The sequence below is a fragment of the Streptomyces sp. NPDC093260 genome (genome assembly GCF_040683715.1).
In the GTDB taxonomy this organism is placed as follows: Bacteria; Actinomycetota; Actinomycetes; order Streptomycetales; family Streptomycetaceae; genus Streptomyces; species Streptomyces sennicomposti.
This window is the reverse complement of record NZ_JBFBEK010000038.1, coordinates 24,146-41,087: the sequence shown is the minus strand read 5'-3', so window position 1 is coordinate 41,087 and position 16,942 is coordinate 24,146. Positions and strand designations below refer to the sequence as shown.

Here is a 16,942-nt window from a genome sequence, read left to right as displayed (position 1 = left end):
GGATCTCAGGCACTCGTGCGCCGTATGTGCAGGTGGCCATCGCGGGGGAAGGAGGGCGGTGCCGCGGGCAGGATGGTGTCGAAGTCGTAGCGGCTCTTCTGTGCAACCCGGCACGATGCCAGGTTGTCCACCTGGTGCAGGAGTTCGAGACGCTCCAGCCCGTCGGCTTGGAAGGTCTCGAAGGCCCAGCTGGTGAGTGCCTCCAGAGCGCGGGAGGCCACTCCCCGCCCACGAGCGTGCGCCGCGGTCCAGTAGCCCACTTCGGCCGCCGGTTTGCCGGAGGCGACTTCCTTGAGGACCACGTTGCCCACCAACTGCTCGCGAACTGAACCGGGTTGTGCCTCAAGGACGGCGAAGCCGAACCGGTTCCCCGCTGCCCAGCCCTGCTGCTGAGCCTGCACCCAGCGTGCCCCGTCGGCATCGTTGTCCACGACAGAGCTCACCCACTGGCGCAGTGCGGGATCCCGGCTCACCTCGACCAATGCGGCAATGTCCTCCATGCGCCAGGGGCGAAGAACGAGAGCGGGAGAGACCGGCGACGCGGCCACCTGAAGTACGACAGGGGTACTCATCAACCGATCATATGCGGCGGCGTTTCCACCCGACGCCAGCCGTGTCCACCCCGTGCTGCCTTGCGACCGCCCCGTCATTGCTGTGTCCGGACGCGCAGAGCCTGGACGGACCAATCGAACACTGGAGCCAGACTCTCCGGGGCCGGCCAGCCGTTGACCACTGCGAGCAGCTGGAGGTATCGCTCCCTGCGTGGGTCGTTCACGCTCTCCAGCCGAGTCGCCAGCCGACGGCGAAGCTCGACGTCGTCGGGGCGGCCGAGGAGGTGCGCGTAGTGCCTCGTGAACTCCGCGACGATCGGATCAGCCTGAGGCGAGGCCGGGTCGATGCCCGCGGTCAGGGCCCGGCCGGCCTGGTCACGGACGACTGCGGCGATGTCGCGGCGCGGGCCCATCATGTCGCTTCGGGCCTGCTCGGCTGCCTGGTCCTCGGCCATCCGCCGCACGACGGCGCGGAAATCCGGGTCCAGGGACATTTCGGCCAGCTCCACCCACGCCTGGACCTGCTCTGCCTCCGGGTTGTCGGGCAACTCGGGGGTCATCGAGCGCATGACCCCCGCGAATGCGGGGGCGGCGTAAAGACCGCCGAAGACGGCGTAGAGGAAGTCGTCGGTCAGACGTCTGCGTTCGTCCTCGGAAAGCTGGGCCAGCCGGTGCATGAGTTCCGTCTCCTCAGGTGTGGACCCGCGCTCGGCCACCGCCGTCAGCACCGCGCGCCGCAGGCGCAGGACGCGGATCTGCACTGCCAGTGCTTCGGCGTGCGCCGCGGCGACCTCAGGAAGCGAGAGCTCGCGGTCCACGACCTTGCGGATCGTGGGAAGGTCCAATCCCAGCTCGCGCAGGGTCCGCACGAGGTCCAGGCGTGCGACGACGTCGATGCTGTAGAGGCGGTAGCCGGCCGGGCTGCGGTCCGTCGGCGCCACGATTCCGCGATCGGAGTAGAACCGAATGGTCTTGACCGTGAGACCGGTCCGTCGAGCGAGTTCGCCGATCGAGTAGAGCGTGTCGCCGTCCATGTCCCCACCTTTGTGTCTCCCCCTACTGGAGACTCAAGTCCCTTCGCCTGCCAGCAGGCAACCACTCCTCATCCACAAGTCTTGACAATTCCTCCGTTCAGTCCGAGCTGTCTGAAGATGTACTTGATCGGGGGAGCACACTCCGGTGGCGCCTCCGGTCAACGTGGCAGAGCCATGCGGCATCACCCACCGGGCCCGTCACGGATCCGACGCTTCTTCTCGCTCAGGAGAGCAGGGTGTCTTCAACCTGCACCAGAGCGGACCGCGGCAGGTGCGGCGCGAGCACGGGCACCTCCTGGGACTCCTTGCCGGATCCGCGTAAGCGTCCGTCGCCTCCACAACGGGTCATCGAAGTCACGCTGGCCGTCTGGATACCGGCCGGGCCGGATGCCGTCGAGGCGGTTACCGCGGAGCGGCGATGAAGACGGGCGGACCGCGGGGCCTGTTGAGCGAGGCGACCGTGCATGGCTGAAAAAGCGATTTCCGATCGGATAGTGACTGGTAGAAAAGAGATGTAGCCGATTTCTTTTATGCCGCGTCCGGGCCGGGTGGTGCCTCCGCACCGGACGTACCCGCGGCGCGCCCGCCCCGGACGCCGTGCACCCCGTCCTCTGGCGCCGACCTCGCTCGTGGTCCGGTCGGCGCCTTGTTCGTACGTACGCGCCGCACCCGGCCGCTACGGGACGTCACCAACGGCTCGAGGCGGCTCGCACACCCGCGGTACCGCCGGGCCGCCTCGTTCCGACCGCCTCTGCGAGGACGGAGAGAGGGCCCTGACGCGCACATCGGCAGCCGGGCGTGACCGGCAGGGGTCCTGCGGGCCCCCTTGGGAGAAGCGGTGAAGGAGGGACCGTCGTGCCACGCCGTCATGGCCACAACGCCGCGCTCCGGGGCCTGTTGAGCGAGGCGGGCATGAGCGCTGCGGAACTGGCCAGAAACGTCAATCGCCTGGCGGCCGGCGAGGGTCTGACACTGCACTACGACCGCACCACCGTCGCTCACTGGCTCTCGGGATCACGTCCCCGTGATCCCGTCCCCCAACTCGTGGCCGAGGTACTGACCCGCGGCATCGGCCGGCTGGTCAGCGCCGCGGAGACCGGCCTGGCCGACGCCCCTTCACAGATATCCGGCGACGGATCGGACGAGTACCGCGCCGATCCCCTGCTGCGCCTGGTGACTTTGGCCAGGACGGACGTCGATCCGGTACGCCGTGTGCGGCTGGCGCGCTTGGTATTCCGCCAGCACGGTGTCCCGGACACGGACATCCGGGACATGCTCGAAACCCCCGGCCCCGCCTCGCTGCGAGCCGGGATCGGCGGCCCAGACGTGCAGCGGGTCCGGTTCGTGATGTCCCAGTTCGCCATCGGCTGGCCGCGCTACGGAGGCGGTCACGCCCGCGCGGCCCTGGCCTCCTACCTCGGCGACGACATGGGCCGCCTGCTGGCGCAGCCCGCGCCTTCGGCCGAGCGACGGGCGCTGCTGTCGGCTGCGGCCCAACTCGTCCATGTCCTGGGGGACATGTCGGCGGACGCCGGCCTTCAGGGGCTCGCCCAGCGGTACTACCTGATCGCCCTCGACATCGCCGCCGGAGCCGCGGACAGCCGGACACGCGCCATCACGCTGAGGACGATGAGCGTCCAGGCGGTCCGTCTGTCAGCACCGCGGCACGCGGCCGACCTCGCCGACGCGGCGGTCACCTCGGCCAGGGGGCAGTCCGGTGACCTTCAGGCGTTCGTCTTGGCGCAAAGGGCCTACGTGCGGGCCCTGGCAGGCGAACGCCGCAGCGCCTACCGGGACCTCGACGATGCCGAACGGCAGCTTGGCTCCTCCGTCGTTCACGACGACCCCTTCCTCCGGTACCCGCGAGCCGGCTTCGCCTACCGCAAGGGACACACCCTCCACCGGCTCGGAGACACGGAGCCCGCTCTGGACGCCCTGCGGTACGCGGCGGCCCGGCGTCCCCTCCATGAACACCGCACCAGGGCACTCGGTCAAGCGCGCCTGACACTGGTACTGCTGGGGCAGGGGCGGGTGGACGAGGCATGCGAGACGGGCCGGCTCTTCGGCGAGGAACACCGCTTCCTGCGTTCCCATCGCTCCTCTCTCATGCTGCGGGAGATACGGGCGCGGCTCACGCCGTACCGGCGGGTGCCCGAGGCGGCGGACCTGCTGCAGCGCCTCGCGGCGCTCGCCCGCACGACGCCCGGCCCCTGACTCCCCTCCGAAAAGGCCCGTCGCGGCAGCGCGGGGCGACGCGGAAAGACGCCTGTCCGATCCGTCACCGCGCGACGACGGGCCACGGGTGCGCCCGCGCCCGCAGGCCCGGCGTGTTCCCGAACACCGCGTGCGCGGCGGGCGGGTCCGGACGGCGCGGCCCCGGCAGAGCGCGCGGTTCGTGGCTTCTCCCCGCCGCCGTCGAACGAGGGAGCCGATAGGGCCGCATCGACGCGTCACCCGCTGAACCGGAGGCCACCGGACCGCGTCCGACGTCGCCCCGTCCGGCGTCGCCCCGTACGTCGGCGAGGGTTCGAGGCGGGTCAGGCGGGTCAGGCGGGCCCGTCGGAGCCGGTCCCCGCTCCGCCTTCCGCCCCCGACGCCGCCTGTCCCCCGTGTGGTTGCCCGGCCCGGCCGGTCTCGGACGGACCGGCGTGCGCGTGCCGGCGCGCCCGCTCGGTCGCGGCGGCGCGCAGGGCGAGGCCGGCGACGCGGTCGAAGAGCGGATCGTTCATGGGACCACCCTGTGACGCAGGACAGACGACCGCGCGGTGTGGGATGCCGTACGGGTGAGGGGGCCGCGCGGGGGCTGACGCGGGGCGCGCGTTCAACGCGTTCACGCTTCATCGGCACCGTGCGGGTGTGCGCCGCACGCCCCCGGGGAGTCGGTACAGGGTCCGAGGGAGCGCCGCCCGGCGCTCCGCCTGGGTGCCGGTGCCGATGGGGCGTGGGTGACATGTCGGCATGGCCTCTGCAGGGAAGCGGCGGTGCCCTTTCGCCCCCTCCCCGTCGGCGTGACGGAACGTCCGGAACGGAGTACCGGCCATGACCATGCAAGAACAGGTGAGCGGTGCGGGACATGCGGGAGCGAGGCCCGGCAGTGTGCACCGCGCCCGCCGGACGGCGGCCCGCGACGCGGTGTACGGACCGCCGCCGGGCTTCGGCGGGGCCGCGGACCGTCGCGGCTCGTCGGTCTCCGCTCGTGACCCGGACGGCCGGCGTCGTGCCTGACGCGACCCAGCCCGTCACGACTGTCGTCTCCCGATCCGAGGAGTCCCCTCCATGCCTGCCACCGAGTTCATCGACACCGTGGGAATCAACCTCCCCGAGCACCTGAGTGCCAACGAGTTCCTTTCCCTCGCCCGTGAGGGGATGATCGAGGAGAAGCACCTGCGGAACTTCGCCCTCGCCGAGTTCCAGTCCCAGGAGGCCGAGTTCACGGCGTACGGCCTGTTGCTGGCCCGCTACCCGCACGAGGTGCCCGGCGGGTTCTTCTCCTTCGTCGCGCACGAGCTGATGCGGGCCCGGCACCGGATGGTGACCGGTCTCGCGCCCGCGCTGCGCCTCTCGCCCGACGAGATGCGCCGTGCTCCCCGACTGGAACCGGTGCGGCGCTTCACCGAGTTCATCTCCTGGGTCGCTCTGCACGCCGGAGCGGCGGAAGCCGCTCTCGTGGCACGCACCGACTTCACCCTGTGGTGCAACACCTGTGCCGTTCTGGCCGACGTCCTGAGCGAGGCGAAGCAGGTTCCCGAGGCCGCGATCGAGTACATCGGCGCCTACCGCGAGAACCCTCCGGAGGTGGCGGACGGCGTCCTGGAGGTCATCGAGTACGGCAGGGCGCGCGACGAACCCGAAGAGTGCATCACGCGCAGTGCGGTGCGGATGGAACCGGCGCTGCGGTCCTGGTGGCGGGCGGTCGCCACGGCCGGATGAGGGCCTCGGGAACGAGCACGGTCGGACGGGGTCACGTACGGGAGGAAGTGGATATGGGCCGCGAGATCGGACGAGTGGCATTCACGGAAGAGGAGTACGCACGGTTCCGCATCCGCCTGGCGGACTGCCTCACCGCGCTGGAGAAGCTGGTGGTCCGGCCCGGGTTCGGACAGGTGCCGAGCACGTTGGGCGCCGAACTGGAGCTGTCGCTCGCCGGGCCGGACGGCCGTCCCGTTCCGGTGAACGCGGCCGTACGCGAGGGACTGGGTGACGACGGTCTCGCCCTGGAAGTGACCCGATTCAACCTCGAGGCCAACCTGGAGCCGGTTCCTCTGCGGGGGCGTCCGTTCACGGAGCTGGCCGCTCAGGCATCCCGGGCGCTGGCGCGGATCACCGCCTGGTCGCTGCCGCGCCACGGCGCCCGGGCGGTACCGATCGGGACGCTGCCCACGCTGACACCGGCCGACCTGACGGCACGGGCGCTGACCGACCTGCCGCGCTACCACGCGCTGGAACGCGCCTGGGCCCGGCGGCGTCCCGCGCCGTTCCCGCTGTGCGTGGGGGACGGCGAGCAGGGACTGCTGCGGGCCGAGTCCGTGGCGGTCCAGGGCGCGGCCTGTTCCTGGCAGGTGCACCTGACCGTGGCCCCGGACCTCTTCTGCCCCACGTACAACGCCGCCCAGCTCGCCACCGGACCGGCTCTGGCCGCCGCGGGCAATTCGCCCTTCCCGCTGGGCCGGCGCGGCTGGCAGGAAGCCCGTATCGCGGTGTACGAACAGGGCTTCGGGGAGCGTGGCGCGAGCTGCCGCGGGGCTTCACGGCCGCGGGTCGGTTTCGGGCACGCCTGGCTGCGGGGTGGTCCGCTCGCGGCGTTCGAGGAAGCCGTGCGCGGCTACGACGTCCTGCTTCCGGCGGTTCCCCCGGCCGAGGACGAAGGCGTCTCGCCGGACGGCTGCCCCTCGCTGGAGGAACTGCGCCTGCACGTGAGCACCGTGTGGCCGTGGAACCGGCCGGTGTACGACCCGCTCGGACACCTGCGGATCGAATTCAGGGCACTCCCCTCCGGGCCGACCCCGCTCGACATGGCGGCGAACACGGCGTTCCTGGTCGGTCTCACCCTCTCCCTGGCCGCCGAGGGCCGCGATGTGGCCGGAGAGCTTCCCTTCTCCCACGCCAGGGAGAACTTCTACCGGGCTGCGCGTGACGGTCTGCGGGCGAGCCTGTGGTGGCCCTCACCCGGCTCGGCGCCCCGGAGACACGAGGCGGGTGCCCTGGTGGAAGAGCTGCTGCCGCAGGCACGGGACGGACTGGTCATCGCCGGGGTGGACGCCGCCGAGGCGGATGCCCTGCTGGACCTGCTGGACCGCCGGACGGCGTCGGGGCGTACCGGGGCGTGGTGGCAGCAGCGGACACTGGAGGCACTGAGCCGACGGGAGCAGTGCTCCCCGGAGACCGACCGGGAGACGGCCGGGCTCACCGCCACGGCACCGGAACGAGACGTGATCCCGCCCGCACCGGAAGGCGCCACCGCGATACGGACGGCCGGTCAGGCCGGGCGGACCGGTGACAGGGGCGCACGCGTCACCGGTGCGGGCCGGCCCGACCCGCTCCTCGAGGAGCTGACGGTGCGCTACGCCCGGCTCGCCGAGGCAGCCCGCCCCGTGCACACCTGGAACCTTCCCGCCCTTCCCCGACGGAGTCAGCGATGAGCCCCGGCACACCCCCGCCCGCCAGCGACTTGCAGGTCGACTTCCCCTTCGACTACGCCGCGCACGTCGGTGGCGGCCGTCGCATGGGACGGCTGCCCGAGGGGGCCGCGGGCGCACGCGTCGCCGTGATCGGAGCGGGCGGCAGCGGACTGGCGGCCGCCTACGAGCTGCTGCGAGCGGGCTGCCGGCCCGTCGTGTACGAGGCCGAACGGAGCCAGGACGGGCCGGGGGGCCGGCGCCTGGGCGGCCGCATGTACAGCCGGCGACTCGACGAGGCGGACAGCGCCGTCGTGGAACTGGGCTGCCTGCGGTTCCCCGAATCGGCACGGTTGCTGCGCCAGTACGGTCACACGTTCGGCGTACGGCTGGAGCCCTTCCGTGACAACTACGCGGCTCCCACGCCGTTGACCGTGCTCGACGTCGACGGCCGGCAGTACCCGACGAAGAGCCTGGAGGACCTGTACAGCCTCAACGAGGAGTTCCGCGAGGCGCACACACGCTGGCAGCGGGCGCTTGCCCGCATCGGTTTCCTCCAGATCCAGCGGGACGTCGCCGCCCGTGACCTCGGCGCGGTGCGCCGCCGCTGGCGCACGGTGCTGACCAGGTTCGAGATGTGGTCCTTCTACCGCTTCCTGCGCGACCCGGAAGGCGCGGGCCTGAACCATGACCAGGCACGGTTGCTGGGCACCGCCGGGATAGGACCCGCGGTCTGGGACGCCTTCTTCGAGCTCAGCGTGATCGAGATCCTGCGCCTGCTGCTGAGCACCGAAGGAAGCGGACTGCTCTACGCGCCGGACGGCGTCAGCCGCCTGGCCGAGGGCTTCTGGGCACACCGCACCACCGGCCCCGACGGGCGTACCCACAGTCTGGAGGCCGCCAACGAGGGTGCGTTGCGTCCTGCGGTGCGCGCCATCGACGTCGAACCGGACGCCGCTCGCGGAGTCGTGGTGCGCAGCGAGGACGGGCGCAGCGAACGGTACGCGGCCGCCGTGTTCACCCCCCAGTTGCGTCTGCTGGAGACCGGCGTGGAGGTGCGTTCCACCGCCGCTCACACCCCCGCGCTCGGCCCGCGCCTGTGGCGGGCCATCCGCCGGCTGCACTACTGGCAGTCCTCCAAGACCGCGCTCGTGGTGGACAGTCCCTTCTGGGAGGGCACGTCCATGGACGGGGTCACCCTCACCGACCGGCTGCCGAGGGCCGCCTACACCGTGGACTACGGCCCACCGCGCGGACCCGGGGGCCGGCGCGGTGTGGTGGACCTCAGCTTCACCTGGGCGCAGGACGCCATGAAGGTGGCGCCCTCCGCCCCGGAGGAACGTCTCGCCCTCTTCGTCCGCGATCTCGCCGCCATCCACCCCGAGGTGGCCGACGAGCTGCGCGCCCACACCGACACGGCGGCGACGGTGACGGTGTCGTGGGAGAACAAGCGCAACTTCCGCGGTCTGAGCCGCTTCTCGTGTCCGGGCGACCACCCCTACCAACGTGATCTGTTCGCCCACTTCATGAAGGACTTCAACGGCACGGCGGCCGTACCGGGAGAACCGCCGAACGCCCTCTTCCTGGCCGGTGACGACACCTCGTGGTCCCCGGGCTGGCTCGACCACGCGCTCGCCTCCGGCCTGAACGCCGCCTGGGGAGTCCTGCGGCAACTCGGCGCCCGGCCGGAACCGGGCAACCCCGGCCCCGGCGACCTGTGGGACGACCCCCGGTACACACCGCTCACCGTTTCCTGACCAAGGACACCGCCAGGCCCTCGAGGCGCCCTGCCCACAGTGGCCGGTCCCCGCCCGCCCGACCCGCCCCCGCACCGCCGTCCCGGAGGTATCCATGCACGCACCCCCCGTCAGAGACCTGCTGCTGCGGCCCGACCGCGTGTGGGACGCGGTCGCGGACACACCGGTGGACGGCCTGTCCGTCCTCGTACGCGACGGCCGGATCGCCGAGATCGGACACGCCCTCCCGGCCGGCCCGGAGACGGACGTCGTCGAGATGCCCGGCTGCACCCTCCTGCCAGGGTTCATCGACTGCCACGTCCATCTCCTGGACGAAGCCGCGGAGACGGCACCCGCCGCCTACCAGACCCTCACCGCGGTGCCCGTCCTGCGCGCACTCCTGCACCGCGGCTTCACCACCGTGCGGGACCTGGGCAGCGCCCACCTGCCCCTGAACGTGTCCTTGCGCCAGGCGGTCGAGGACGGCCTCGTCGAGGGACCTCGCATTCTGGCGGCGCCCAACATCCTGTCGCCCCGCGGAGGCCACGGGGACAAACAGCCCGACCTCGCGCTGCGGTACGGGCACCAGATCGGCACGCTGGCCGAAGGCGTCGAAGGGCTGCGCCGCGCGGTGCGCGAGCAGTCCCGGGCCGGCGCCGACTGGATCAAGTTCGCGGGCGGTGGCGGTTTCTCCTCACCCGTGGACAGCCCCACCAGCACCGCGTACTCGAGCACGGAGATGCACGCCATCGTCTCCACCGCCGGCGATCTGGGACTTCCCTGCGCGGCGCACCTCTTCACCGACCGTGCCATCCTGCGCGCCGTCGAGGCCGGAGTGCGCAGTGTGGAACACGGCTGCTTCGCCACCGCGCCGACCTACCGGGTGATGGAGGAGGCCGGTGTGTTCCTGGTGCCGACCCAGTACGCCCAGACGTACTTCCTCGACCGGCTGGACGACGACGACTTCTGGGACGGCTCCACGGCTACCGTCCGCGCCAACTACCGGGCACACGCCGAGGCACTGCGCGAAGGACTGCTGCGTCCCGCCCGGACGAACGTGAAGACGGCCTTCGGCACCGACGCCGGGATGTTCCCCCACGCGGAGAACTGGCGCGAGTTCCCCACCATGCTCGCCCACGGATACACCGCCCTGCGTGCCCTGAGGGCGGCCACCTGCGTCGCCGCGGACCTTCTCGACCGCCCCGACCTGGGCACGATCACCCCCGGCGCCACGGCCGACGTCGTCGCTCTCGAAGGCGACCCGTTCCAGGACATCACCGCCACCGGCCGCAGCCGGTACGTCTTCCAGCGGGGCCGGATGGTCACCGGACCGTCCGGCCCGGTCCCGGTGGCTCCGCGCCCGGTGGCGCCTCGCCCCTCATCCCACCGATCGAACACGGGAGATCACATGAAGGCCGAACAACTCATCGAAGCGATGAAACCGGACGTCGAACGGTTCGTCAGCGGAAACCGGCTCGTCGAACTCGCCCGCACCGGAGAGATAGAAACCGAACACTTCAAGCGCATCGTGCTCGCCGAGTACCAGTGCCAGGAAGCCGAACTCTCCACGTACGCGCTGCTGGTGTCCCGGCACCGCCACGAGATCCCGGCCACCCTGTTCTCCTTCGCCCTGCACACCATCGCCACCGCTCGCGGTCTGCTGCGCGAAGCCGCCTCGTCCGTCGGTCTCACCGGTGGCGACATCCCGCCGGTACCGGTCAACCAGGGTCTCTTCCGGGTCGTGCGCGACCTCACCTGGATGGGCACCCAGGCAGGCCCCGCCGAAGCCGCCCTCTATCTCCACACGGACCTCTCCACCTGGTGCACCCTCTTCTCCGGCCTCGTCTCCGCCGCACGCCGGCTGCCGGACGTCCCCCGTCCCGTCCTCACCTACATGGAGAGCTGGGGCGACCGGCCGCCGCCCGAGGTCGCCGAGGGAACTCTCCGGGTGCTCGAGTACGGCCTCGATCGGGGAGAGGAACCGGACCGCGTCCTCCACACCGCCCGGCAGCTGGGGGTGCTTGTCGAACCGTACTGGTCCTACGTCGCCGGGGGTTGAAGGGAGGGGGCACCGCCGCGGGGACGGCCTCCGACGTCCCCCGTGACGCTTCCGGTGCCGTCCACGCTGCCCGTCGGTGCCGCCGTCCGGCGCCACGACCCCGGACGGCGGGATTTCACCAGCGACAACTGCTCAGGTGCCCACCCGGAGATCCTCTCCGCGCTCCACGTGGCCAACGGCGGCCATCAGCAGGCCTACGGCACGGACCGCTACACCGCTCACCTGGAGGACACCTTCCGCCGTCACTTCGGGCCCGACGCACAGGTGTTCGCCGTCTTCAACGGAACCGGAGCCAACATCATCGCGCTCCAGGCCGTCACCAGCCGCTGGGGAGCGGTGATCTGCGCCGAGCAGGCCCACCTGAACGAGGACGAGGGGGGTGGTCCGGAGCACATGGCGGGGCTGAAGTTGCTCGGCGTGCCCGCCGTGGACGGCAAACTGAGCCCGGAAGTGATCGACAGGACGGTGGCGGAGGCGAACGACGTGCACTCCGCCCCGCCCCGGACCCTTTCCTTGGCCCAGGCCACGGAACTGGGTACCTGCTACACCCTCGCGGAGATCCGTGACCTGACCGCCCGTGCGCACGCCCATGGCCTCGCCGTGCACATGGACGGCGCGCGCCTCGCGAACGCGGCGGTGTCCCTGGGAGTCCCCCTGTCCGCCTGCACGACGGACGCGGGGGTCGACATCCTGTCCTTCGGCGGCACGAAGAACGGACTGCTGTTCGGGGAATGCGTGGTGGCCCTGGACCCGTCCCGGGTGTCGGGCATGCCGTATCTGCGCAAACGCTCCGCGCAGCTCGCCTCCAAAATGCGTTTCCTCTCCGTCCAGTTCGAGGCGCTCCTCGACGGGGACCTGTGGGAGCGGAACGCGAGGCGCGCGAACGCGATGGCCACCCGGCTGGAAATCCACCTGTCCCGTGTGGAGGGAGTGGCGGTCAGCCGTCCGGTCGAGTCCAACGCGGTGTTCGCGACGCTGCATCAGGCGGCCCGCGCCCGTCTTGCGGACCGCTACACGCTCTACCTCAATGACGAAAGCCGCGGCGAGGTACGGCTGATGTGCTCCTACGACACCACGGAGGAGGACGTCGACGACTTCGCCGCCGCTGCCGAGGCGGCGATCAGGCGGGCCTGAGGCGCAGCCGCCGCCGGTCACGTGCGCCGTGTCGCCGAGTCGTGTCACACGGCCCCGGCCTGCCGGGACGTGCGCGAACAGCCCGCGCACCGGACCCGGCTCACGCGCCCACGACCTGACATCACCGACGTCCTCACCCACAACCGCACCAGCGGCCGGCCGCCCCCCTTCCGCTCACGGTCGCTGTGGCGAAGGCGTTACATCGCCGTGACGCCCACAGCGAAGTGAATCGGCAGGCTTCGTGGTGTCAGGAGTTCGGGGCGGCGGCCCCACGTACGACAGCGAGACACGGAGAGCCGACCATGGGTAAGTCCACCAAGTTCGTGATGGCAGTTGCCGGCGTTGCACTGGCAGGAATCGCCGCTACGGGTGTCGCGCAGGCATCCACCACCGCGCTCTCGGCCAACTCCGGCGCGCCGTCCTCGTGCCGCCCCGCCAACCTCAGGACGAAGATCACGCCGGACACCGCCAGCTCCGGGCACCGTCACTACCGCGTCACGCTGACCGCCGCCCCGAAGACCAGCGCCTGCCAGCTGGCCGGCTCCCCTCGCGACGTGAAGTTCTACAACAACGGCTCGCTCAAGGGCATCACCGCGAAGTCCTACGGCCCGCAGAACACTAAAGTGACCTTCGGTCCCGGCCACCCCGTCCACTTCGACATCCAGGTACCCAACGCGTCCAAGGGCGCGACCGCCAACCGGGTCGTCTTCACCCTCAAGACCCCCGGCGGCGGGATCATCCCGGGCAACCAGGAGGCCGACGGCAAGCTGTCCGTCGACTTCGGCACCCAGATCGGCCCCGTACAGCCCGGCGCCTGACCGACACCACAAGCAAGGACCGACCGCGTGCGGCCCGCCACCGTCGGTGACGCTGATGGTCAGTTCCGCCCCGCCGGATGTCATCCGGCGGGGCGGAGTGCTGCGAGGGGGCTGGTCCGGGTGGGGGGCTCTGCTTTGGCCGGTGAGGTGGGCGTCGATGCGGGCTGGGTTGGTGGCAGCGCCGGTGAGCTAGTTCTGGAGACTGGTCCTGGTCAGGCCGCGATAGCCGGATCTGCACAGGCCGCAGCGCAGGACGCCTTGGGAGATGGTCCCTCGATGCCGGCACGGATCCGGTAGCTGCCCCCCGCATCATGCAGCATGCCGCTCGCCGGAGAGTTCCCGGTGAGCGGCATGCTGACACGGTAGATGTTTCAGTTGGTGCAGGTGTCCAGCATCGACGACGCGGCGCTCGCGCGCGGACCTGCTCATGCTGGAGGTGATGGCTCTGGCCAGCCGTGTTTTGGTGGCGAGGCCCCTCTCGTCGGGGATCTTCGCTGTGTGGCAGCGGAAGTTACAGGAGAAGGGGGCCATACTCCATGCGTCAAATTAGTATACGCGTTCGATTTTCTGGGCAGGTCGGCACGCAGGAGCCGCGGCGGCGGCCGCCCCAGCATCGTCAGGCTGGGAGACGAAGGTGGTCACACAGACGGGCTGCCCGGTCCTGTCGCTCCCCCACCCACCTCCGTTCTACTGGCGGTAGAGTGGGTGTATGGGAGAGAAGGACACCAGCATCAAGACGACGCGAGACGTCCGCGACCGCCTTAGGGTCTTGGCCAGCGAACGCGGTACCACCATGAACGACCTTCTGGCGGAGCTGGTGGCGCGCGAGCTGACTGAGGAGGAAAAGGAGCAGCGCGCGCAGCAGGCCTTGGAGGAGATCCGGCGGACGACCGGGGTGACCGTTTCTGACAGCGCGCGGACTCGAGCTCGTGCCTTCCTGCAGAGCCTCGGACAGGAGCACCACGCCGCGTGATCCGGGTCCTGCTCGACCACACCTGTATCAAGGCGCTCGCCGAAGGCGACGAATTCCTCAATGGCCTGTACGTGGAGGCCAGCTACGGATACGCCGAGATCGTGATTCCCGCCCTGTCCGCCGCGGTCGCCGAGCGTGAACGACCGGGCGCCGGTCAGCACATCCTGCAGCGCCGCTTCACCACGGCAGTCGACTTCACCGCGGCCCACGCCCTGGTAGCCGGCACCTGGCGCCAGGCGGACTGGCGAGTGCTGCATCCCGCATCTGCGGTGATCGTCGCACAACAGGCAGGACAGGACGCCACCCTGCTGTCCTTGGACACCGACCTGTACGCGGGCACCGGCGTCAGCCCGCTCAATCCCATGAGCCCCTGACCAGGCTGCTGCTAGCCGACCGTGCGCATGCCGAGGGCAATCCACTCCGCGCGAGGCGCTTCAAAGACGCGGTCCTCGTCCGCGGTGAGAGGGTCCACTCCGCGGGCAGAGGCTTACTGATCGTTTCAGAATGCCGTCCGGTATCGCCGGAGGCAGATGATGCTGCAATACCAGTGGCGTCGGTAACCTGCCCGCCCCGCGGTCGTCACGCGAACGAGGTCATCGGCGGGTCGGGAAGCCGTGGTGGCGGGCAGTGGCCGTGACGGCCAGGGCGAGGGTTAGCAGTGTCAGAGCCGACCAGGGCAGCGAGCGCGGGCCGGTGTGGTCGAGGAGGGGACCGCCGGCAAATGCGGCGGCGATGCCAAGGTTCCAGCAGGTGGCCAGGAGGGACTGGGCAAGATCGGCGGCCGTGCCCGCGGCGTCGGCGACGGCGGTCTGCAGCAAGGTGGCGGCGCCGCCGAAGCCGAAGCCCCAGACCGTGGCGGCGCCGTAGAGGGGCCAGGACGCGGAGGTGAGCAGGGCGGCGGCGAGGACGGTGCTGGCGAATGAGAGGAGCCCGCAGGCGGCGAGGGTCAGGGTGCGCAGGTGCCGGTCGATCAGCGCCCCGGTGCCGAGGACGCTGACCAGCGAGGACAGGCCGAGGACCAGCAGCACGGTGTCGGTCCGCCCTGCGAGGTTCAGCGGTTCGAGCAGTGCGGCGACGTAGGTGTATAGCAGGTTGCGGGCGAGGACGAAGGCCGCGGTGACGCCCAGGACGGCTGCCACGCCGGGGATCCGCAGCACCTTCCGCAGTGGCAGCCGGTCGTGCTCGTCACGGCCGGGAACGGCCGGGGCGCTGACGGCGATCCAGCCGACCAGGGCCAGCGCGATCACGTTCATCAGCCCGAAGGCGACCCGCCACCCGGCAGCACCGGCGAGCAGGGTGCCGGCCGGCACCCTCACCGAGAGGGCGACGGTCGAGCCGCTCATCGGCACCGCCATCGCCCGTCCGCGCTGCTCCGGCGCCACGATGCTGCGAGCGTACCCGGCCAGGAGAGCCCAGAGCAGCCCGGCGACCAGGCCCGCCGCGAAGCGCGCGGCCATGGGGCGGGGACCTTCACGGTGTTGCGATCTTCGCCTCGATGGTGTCCGCGAAGACGAACGCGAGTGGCGCCAGGCCCTCCCGGCCGCGGTTGACGCCGCCCTCGGTGTCGTCGGGCTCGGACCAGCGGCATGGCTACCTGGCTTGAGCAGGCGTCAGCCGCGGCGCCATCCGCACGGCCGTCGCCGGCGGGGCCAGGGCCAGATCACGGAGGGTACGCACACCCACCGTATTCGAGCGTCACGCACTGCCATGAGGTGGCGGCCTTTACGCGTACCTCGGTCTTCGTGACGTCGGCCCGGCCGCGGCGGTCCCAGCCGTCAATGCGGCCCAGGGTGGTGCCGGAGCAGCTGGAGCGCACGAGCGCTTGCGCCGAACGGGTGACATCTCGCTCTGCGGATGCACGTTCGGGTGCCTGAGTTGATCCTCGATGGTGCGCTTGCCGGCCTGGGCTTCCCGACCGAGGCCCCGGCGATGGTGGGCGCGCTGGACCGGAAAGGAGCTGCTCATGACGAGTCGCATCGCACGCAACCTCGCCGCCGGGCTCACGGCGGCGATGCTGGTCACGGGCGCAGGGGCCGTAGCGACAGGTACCGCATCCGCGGCGCCGTCGCCCACGACGGCACGCCACGCCGCGCCGACCGTCGACAAGAAGTGCCACACGGTCAAGGGCCACTACCGGACGGTCACCGCTCACGGCAAGACCAAGCGGGTCTGGGTCAAGCCCCACCAGGTCTGCACCAAGAAGTAGCCGCTCGAGTTGCTGCCGGAGGCACGCCCGCCGACCCAGCGGGTCGGCGGGCGGACGCCACGGCACCGCGCCCCCTCCTGCCCCACTGCCTGGACGCATACCTGACCGGGGTGGGCGAATCGCCGGCGCAAACGTACCGGCGGCCCAGGGGGGGCGGCCGACTCGCCCCAGACCTGCGCTGCCCGGACACGTGGGAGGAGTTGGGCGCGTGTGCCGCGGGGTCCGCGTGCCCGCGACCGTCCCTTGGCGACCGGACGACCGGCCAGTTGTATTGGCCCGCAGGGTTGTTCACACGGTTGATCGGTGGCTGGCCTCCGAATGCGGTGTGGCAGCGGTGGTGGTTGCAGGTGTGCAGGAAGTCTGCCAGGTCGTCGGTGCGTTCGGTGTTGCTGGAGGGGGACTCGCTTGCGGAGGAGCGCGAAGCCAGCGAGGCCGAACTTCTGACGTTTGAGCACCTTGATCCGGCACTCAACGTTTCCGCTTCACGGAGAGTGAGCCAGAGACTCACTTCGGGAGGCGCCAAAGAATCGAACGGTCCGCGACCTACGGTCTACAGGACAACTGCTCAGTCCCACCATTCGTTGCCGGGGTGCCAGCGCCGCACCCGCTCCTCGAAGCCCCATGCCTGGTCGCCAGGCACCAAGGTGGCGCCGACGTAGGCGATCATCCACACCTCGCCGCGACGGAGGCTGCTGGTCAGCAGGAGCAAAATCGATTGCCCGTGGAGGCCGGCGTGAAGATGGAGCGCATCGTAGGCAAGGCCGCCGGCTGACGACCCGCGCCGCGCGCCCCGCCCCACCGGCCCTCCAGGCGGCC

The 16,942-nt window shown here is 70.9% G+C and carries 15 protein-coding genes and 2 pseudogenes; 10 read left to right on the top strand and 7 right to left on the bottom strand.

Going from position 1 to position 16,942, the window contains the following annotated elements:
* Positions 1 to 5 precede the first annotated feature (5 nt).
* Both AB0N63_RS32735 and AB0N63_RS32730 read right to left on the bottom strand, forming a co-directional pair.
* Positions 6 to 572, bottom strand: a complete 567-nt coding sequence (locus tag AB0N63_RS32735; protein WP_365534899.1) for a GNAT family N-acetyltransferase — start codon at positions 570 to 572, stop codon at positions 6 to 8.
* 74 nt (positions 573 to 646) lie between these two features.
* Positions 647 to 1,585, bottom strand: a complete 939-nt coding sequence (locus AB0N63_RS32730) for a MerR family transcriptional regulator (protein WP_365534897.1) — start codon at positions 1,583 to 1,585, stop codon at positions 647 to 649.
* 855 nt (positions 1,586 to 2,440) lie between these two features.
* Between AB0N63_RS32730 and AB0N63_RS32725 the strand changes: the two genes are divergently transcribed.
* Entirely contained in the window at positions 2,441 to 3,799 is a 1,359-nt protein-coding gene (locus AB0N63_RS32725) for a hypothetical protein (protein WP_365534895.1), read from the top strand.
* Positions 3,800 to 4,131: 332 nt separating this feature from the next.
* Here AB0N63_RS32725 and AB0N63_RS32720 read toward each other — a convergent pair whose 3' ends face one another.
* Positions 4,132 to 4,314 (bottom strand): hypothetical protein, encoded by a 183-nt coding sequence (locus AB0N63_RS32720; protein WP_365534892.1) that lies wholly within the window; start codon positions 4,312 to 4,314, stop codon positions 4,132 to 4,134.
* A gap of 547 nt (positions 4,315 to 4,861) precedes the next feature.
* Here AB0N63_RS32720 and AB0N63_RS32715 point away from each other — a divergent pair.
* From AB0N63_RS32715 to AB0N63_RS32690, 6 genes are all read left to right on the top strand, one after another.
* Positions 4,862 to 5,515: a hypothetical protein gene (locus AB0N63_RS32715; RefSeq protein ID WP_365534890.1), complete on the top strand. Its 654-nt coding sequence runs from the start codon at positions 4,862 to 4,864 to the stop codon at positions 5,513 to 5,515.
* A 74-nt stretch (positions 5,516 to 5,589) separates the two neighbouring features.
* Entirely contained in the window at positions 5,590 to 7,224 is a 1,635-nt protein-coding gene (locus tag AB0N63_RS32710) for a glutamate--cysteine ligase (RefSeq protein WP_365534888.1), read from the top strand.
* Positions 7,221 to 8,957 carry an FAD-dependent oxidoreductase gene (locus tag AB0N63_RS32705; RefSeq protein WP_365534885.1) on the top strand — a complete coding sequence of 579 codons (1,737 nt, stop codon included), beginning with the start codon at positions 7,221 to 7,223 and terminating at the stop codon, positions 8,955 to 8,957. The genes AB0N63_RS32710 and AB0N63_RS32705 overlap by 4 nt, the downstream gene beginning before the upstream one ends.
* A 94-nt stretch (positions 8,958 to 9,051) precedes the next feature.
* The gene (locus AB0N63_RS32700; RefSeq protein ID WP_365534883.1) at positions 9,052 to 10,995 is read left to right on the top strand and encodes an amidohydrolase family protein; all 1,944 of its coding nucleotides are present in this window, start codon (positions 9,052 to 9,054) and stop codon (positions 10,993 to 10,995) included.
* A 42-nt stretch (positions 10,996 to 11,037) separates the two neighbouring features.
* Positions 11,038 to 12,129: a low specificity L-threonine aldolase gene (locus tag AB0N63_RS32695; protein WP_365534881.1), complete on the top strand. Its 1,092-nt coding sequence runs from the start codon at positions 11,038 to 11,040 to the stop codon at positions 12,127 to 12,129.
* A 302-nt stretch (positions 12,130 to 12,431) separates the two neighbouring features.
* On the top strand, positions 12,432 to 12,947 hold the full coding sequence (locus tag AB0N63_RS32690) for a DUF4232 domain-containing protein (RefSeq protein ID WP_365534879.1): 516 nt from the start codon (positions 12,432 to 12,434) through the stop codon (positions 12,945 to 12,947).
* A 126-nt stretch (positions 12,948 to 13,073) separates the two neighbouring features.
* Here the strand turns inward: AB0N63_RS32690 and AB0N63_RS32685 are convergent.
* Positions 13,074 to 13,243 (bottom strand): annotated as a pseudogene (locus tag AB0N63_RS32685) (IS5/IS1182 family transposase); the annotation flags it as partial.
* 413 nt (positions 13,244 to 13,656) lie between these two features.
* Between AB0N63_RS32685 and AB0N63_RS32680 the strand changes: the two are divergent.
* Both AB0N63_RS32680 and AB0N63_RS32675 read left to right on the top strand, forming a co-directional pair.
* Positions 13,657 to 13,920: a hypothetical protein gene (locus tag AB0N63_RS32680; protein ID WP_365534877.1), complete on the top strand. Its 264-nt coding sequence runs from the start codon at positions 13,657 to 13,659 to the stop codon at positions 13,918 to 13,920.
* The gene (locus tag AB0N63_RS32675) at positions 13,917 to 14,294 is read left to right on the top strand and encodes a PIN domain-containing protein (protein WP_365534876.1); all 378 of its coding nucleotides are present in this window, start codon (positions 13,917 to 13,919) and stop codon (positions 14,292 to 14,294) included. The genes AB0N63_RS32680 and AB0N63_RS32675 overlap by 4 nt, the downstream gene beginning before the upstream one ends.
* Positions 14,295 to 14,513: 219 nt before the next feature.
* Here the strand turns inward: AB0N63_RS32675 and AB0N63_RS32670 are convergent, their stop codons facing one another.
* Positions 14,514 to 15,377, bottom strand: coding sequence for an MFS transporter (locus AB0N63_RS32670; RefSeq protein ID WP_365534874.1), 864 nt, complete (start codon positions 15,375 to 15,377; stop codon positions 14,514 to 14,516).
* Between the two features lie 506 nt (positions 15,378 to 15,883).
* Here AB0N63_RS32670 and AB0N63_RS32665 point away from each other — a divergent pair.
* Positions 15,884 to 16,126: a hypothetical protein gene (locus AB0N63_RS32665; RefSeq protein WP_365534873.1), complete on the top strand. Its 243-nt coding sequence runs from the start codon at positions 15,884 to 15,886 to the stop codon at positions 16,124 to 16,126.
* 268 nt (positions 16,127 to 16,394) lie between these two features.
* On the opposite strand, the pseudogene AB0N63_RS32660 reads toward AB0N63_RS32665, so the two are convergent.
* Both AB0N63_RS32660 and AB0N63_RS32655 read right to left on the bottom strand, forming a co-directional pair.
* A pseudogene (locus tag AB0N63_RS32660) lies at positions 16,395 to 16,520 on the bottom strand (IS481 family transposase); the annotation flags it as partial.
* 171 nt (positions 16,521 to 16,691) lie between these two features.
* A complete protein-coding gene (locus AB0N63_RS32655) occupies positions 16,692 to 16,835 on the bottom strand; it encodes a hypothetical protein (protein ID WP_365534871.1) in 144 nt (47 codons plus the stop codon).
* Positions 16,836 to 16,942: the final 107 nt, after the last annotated feature.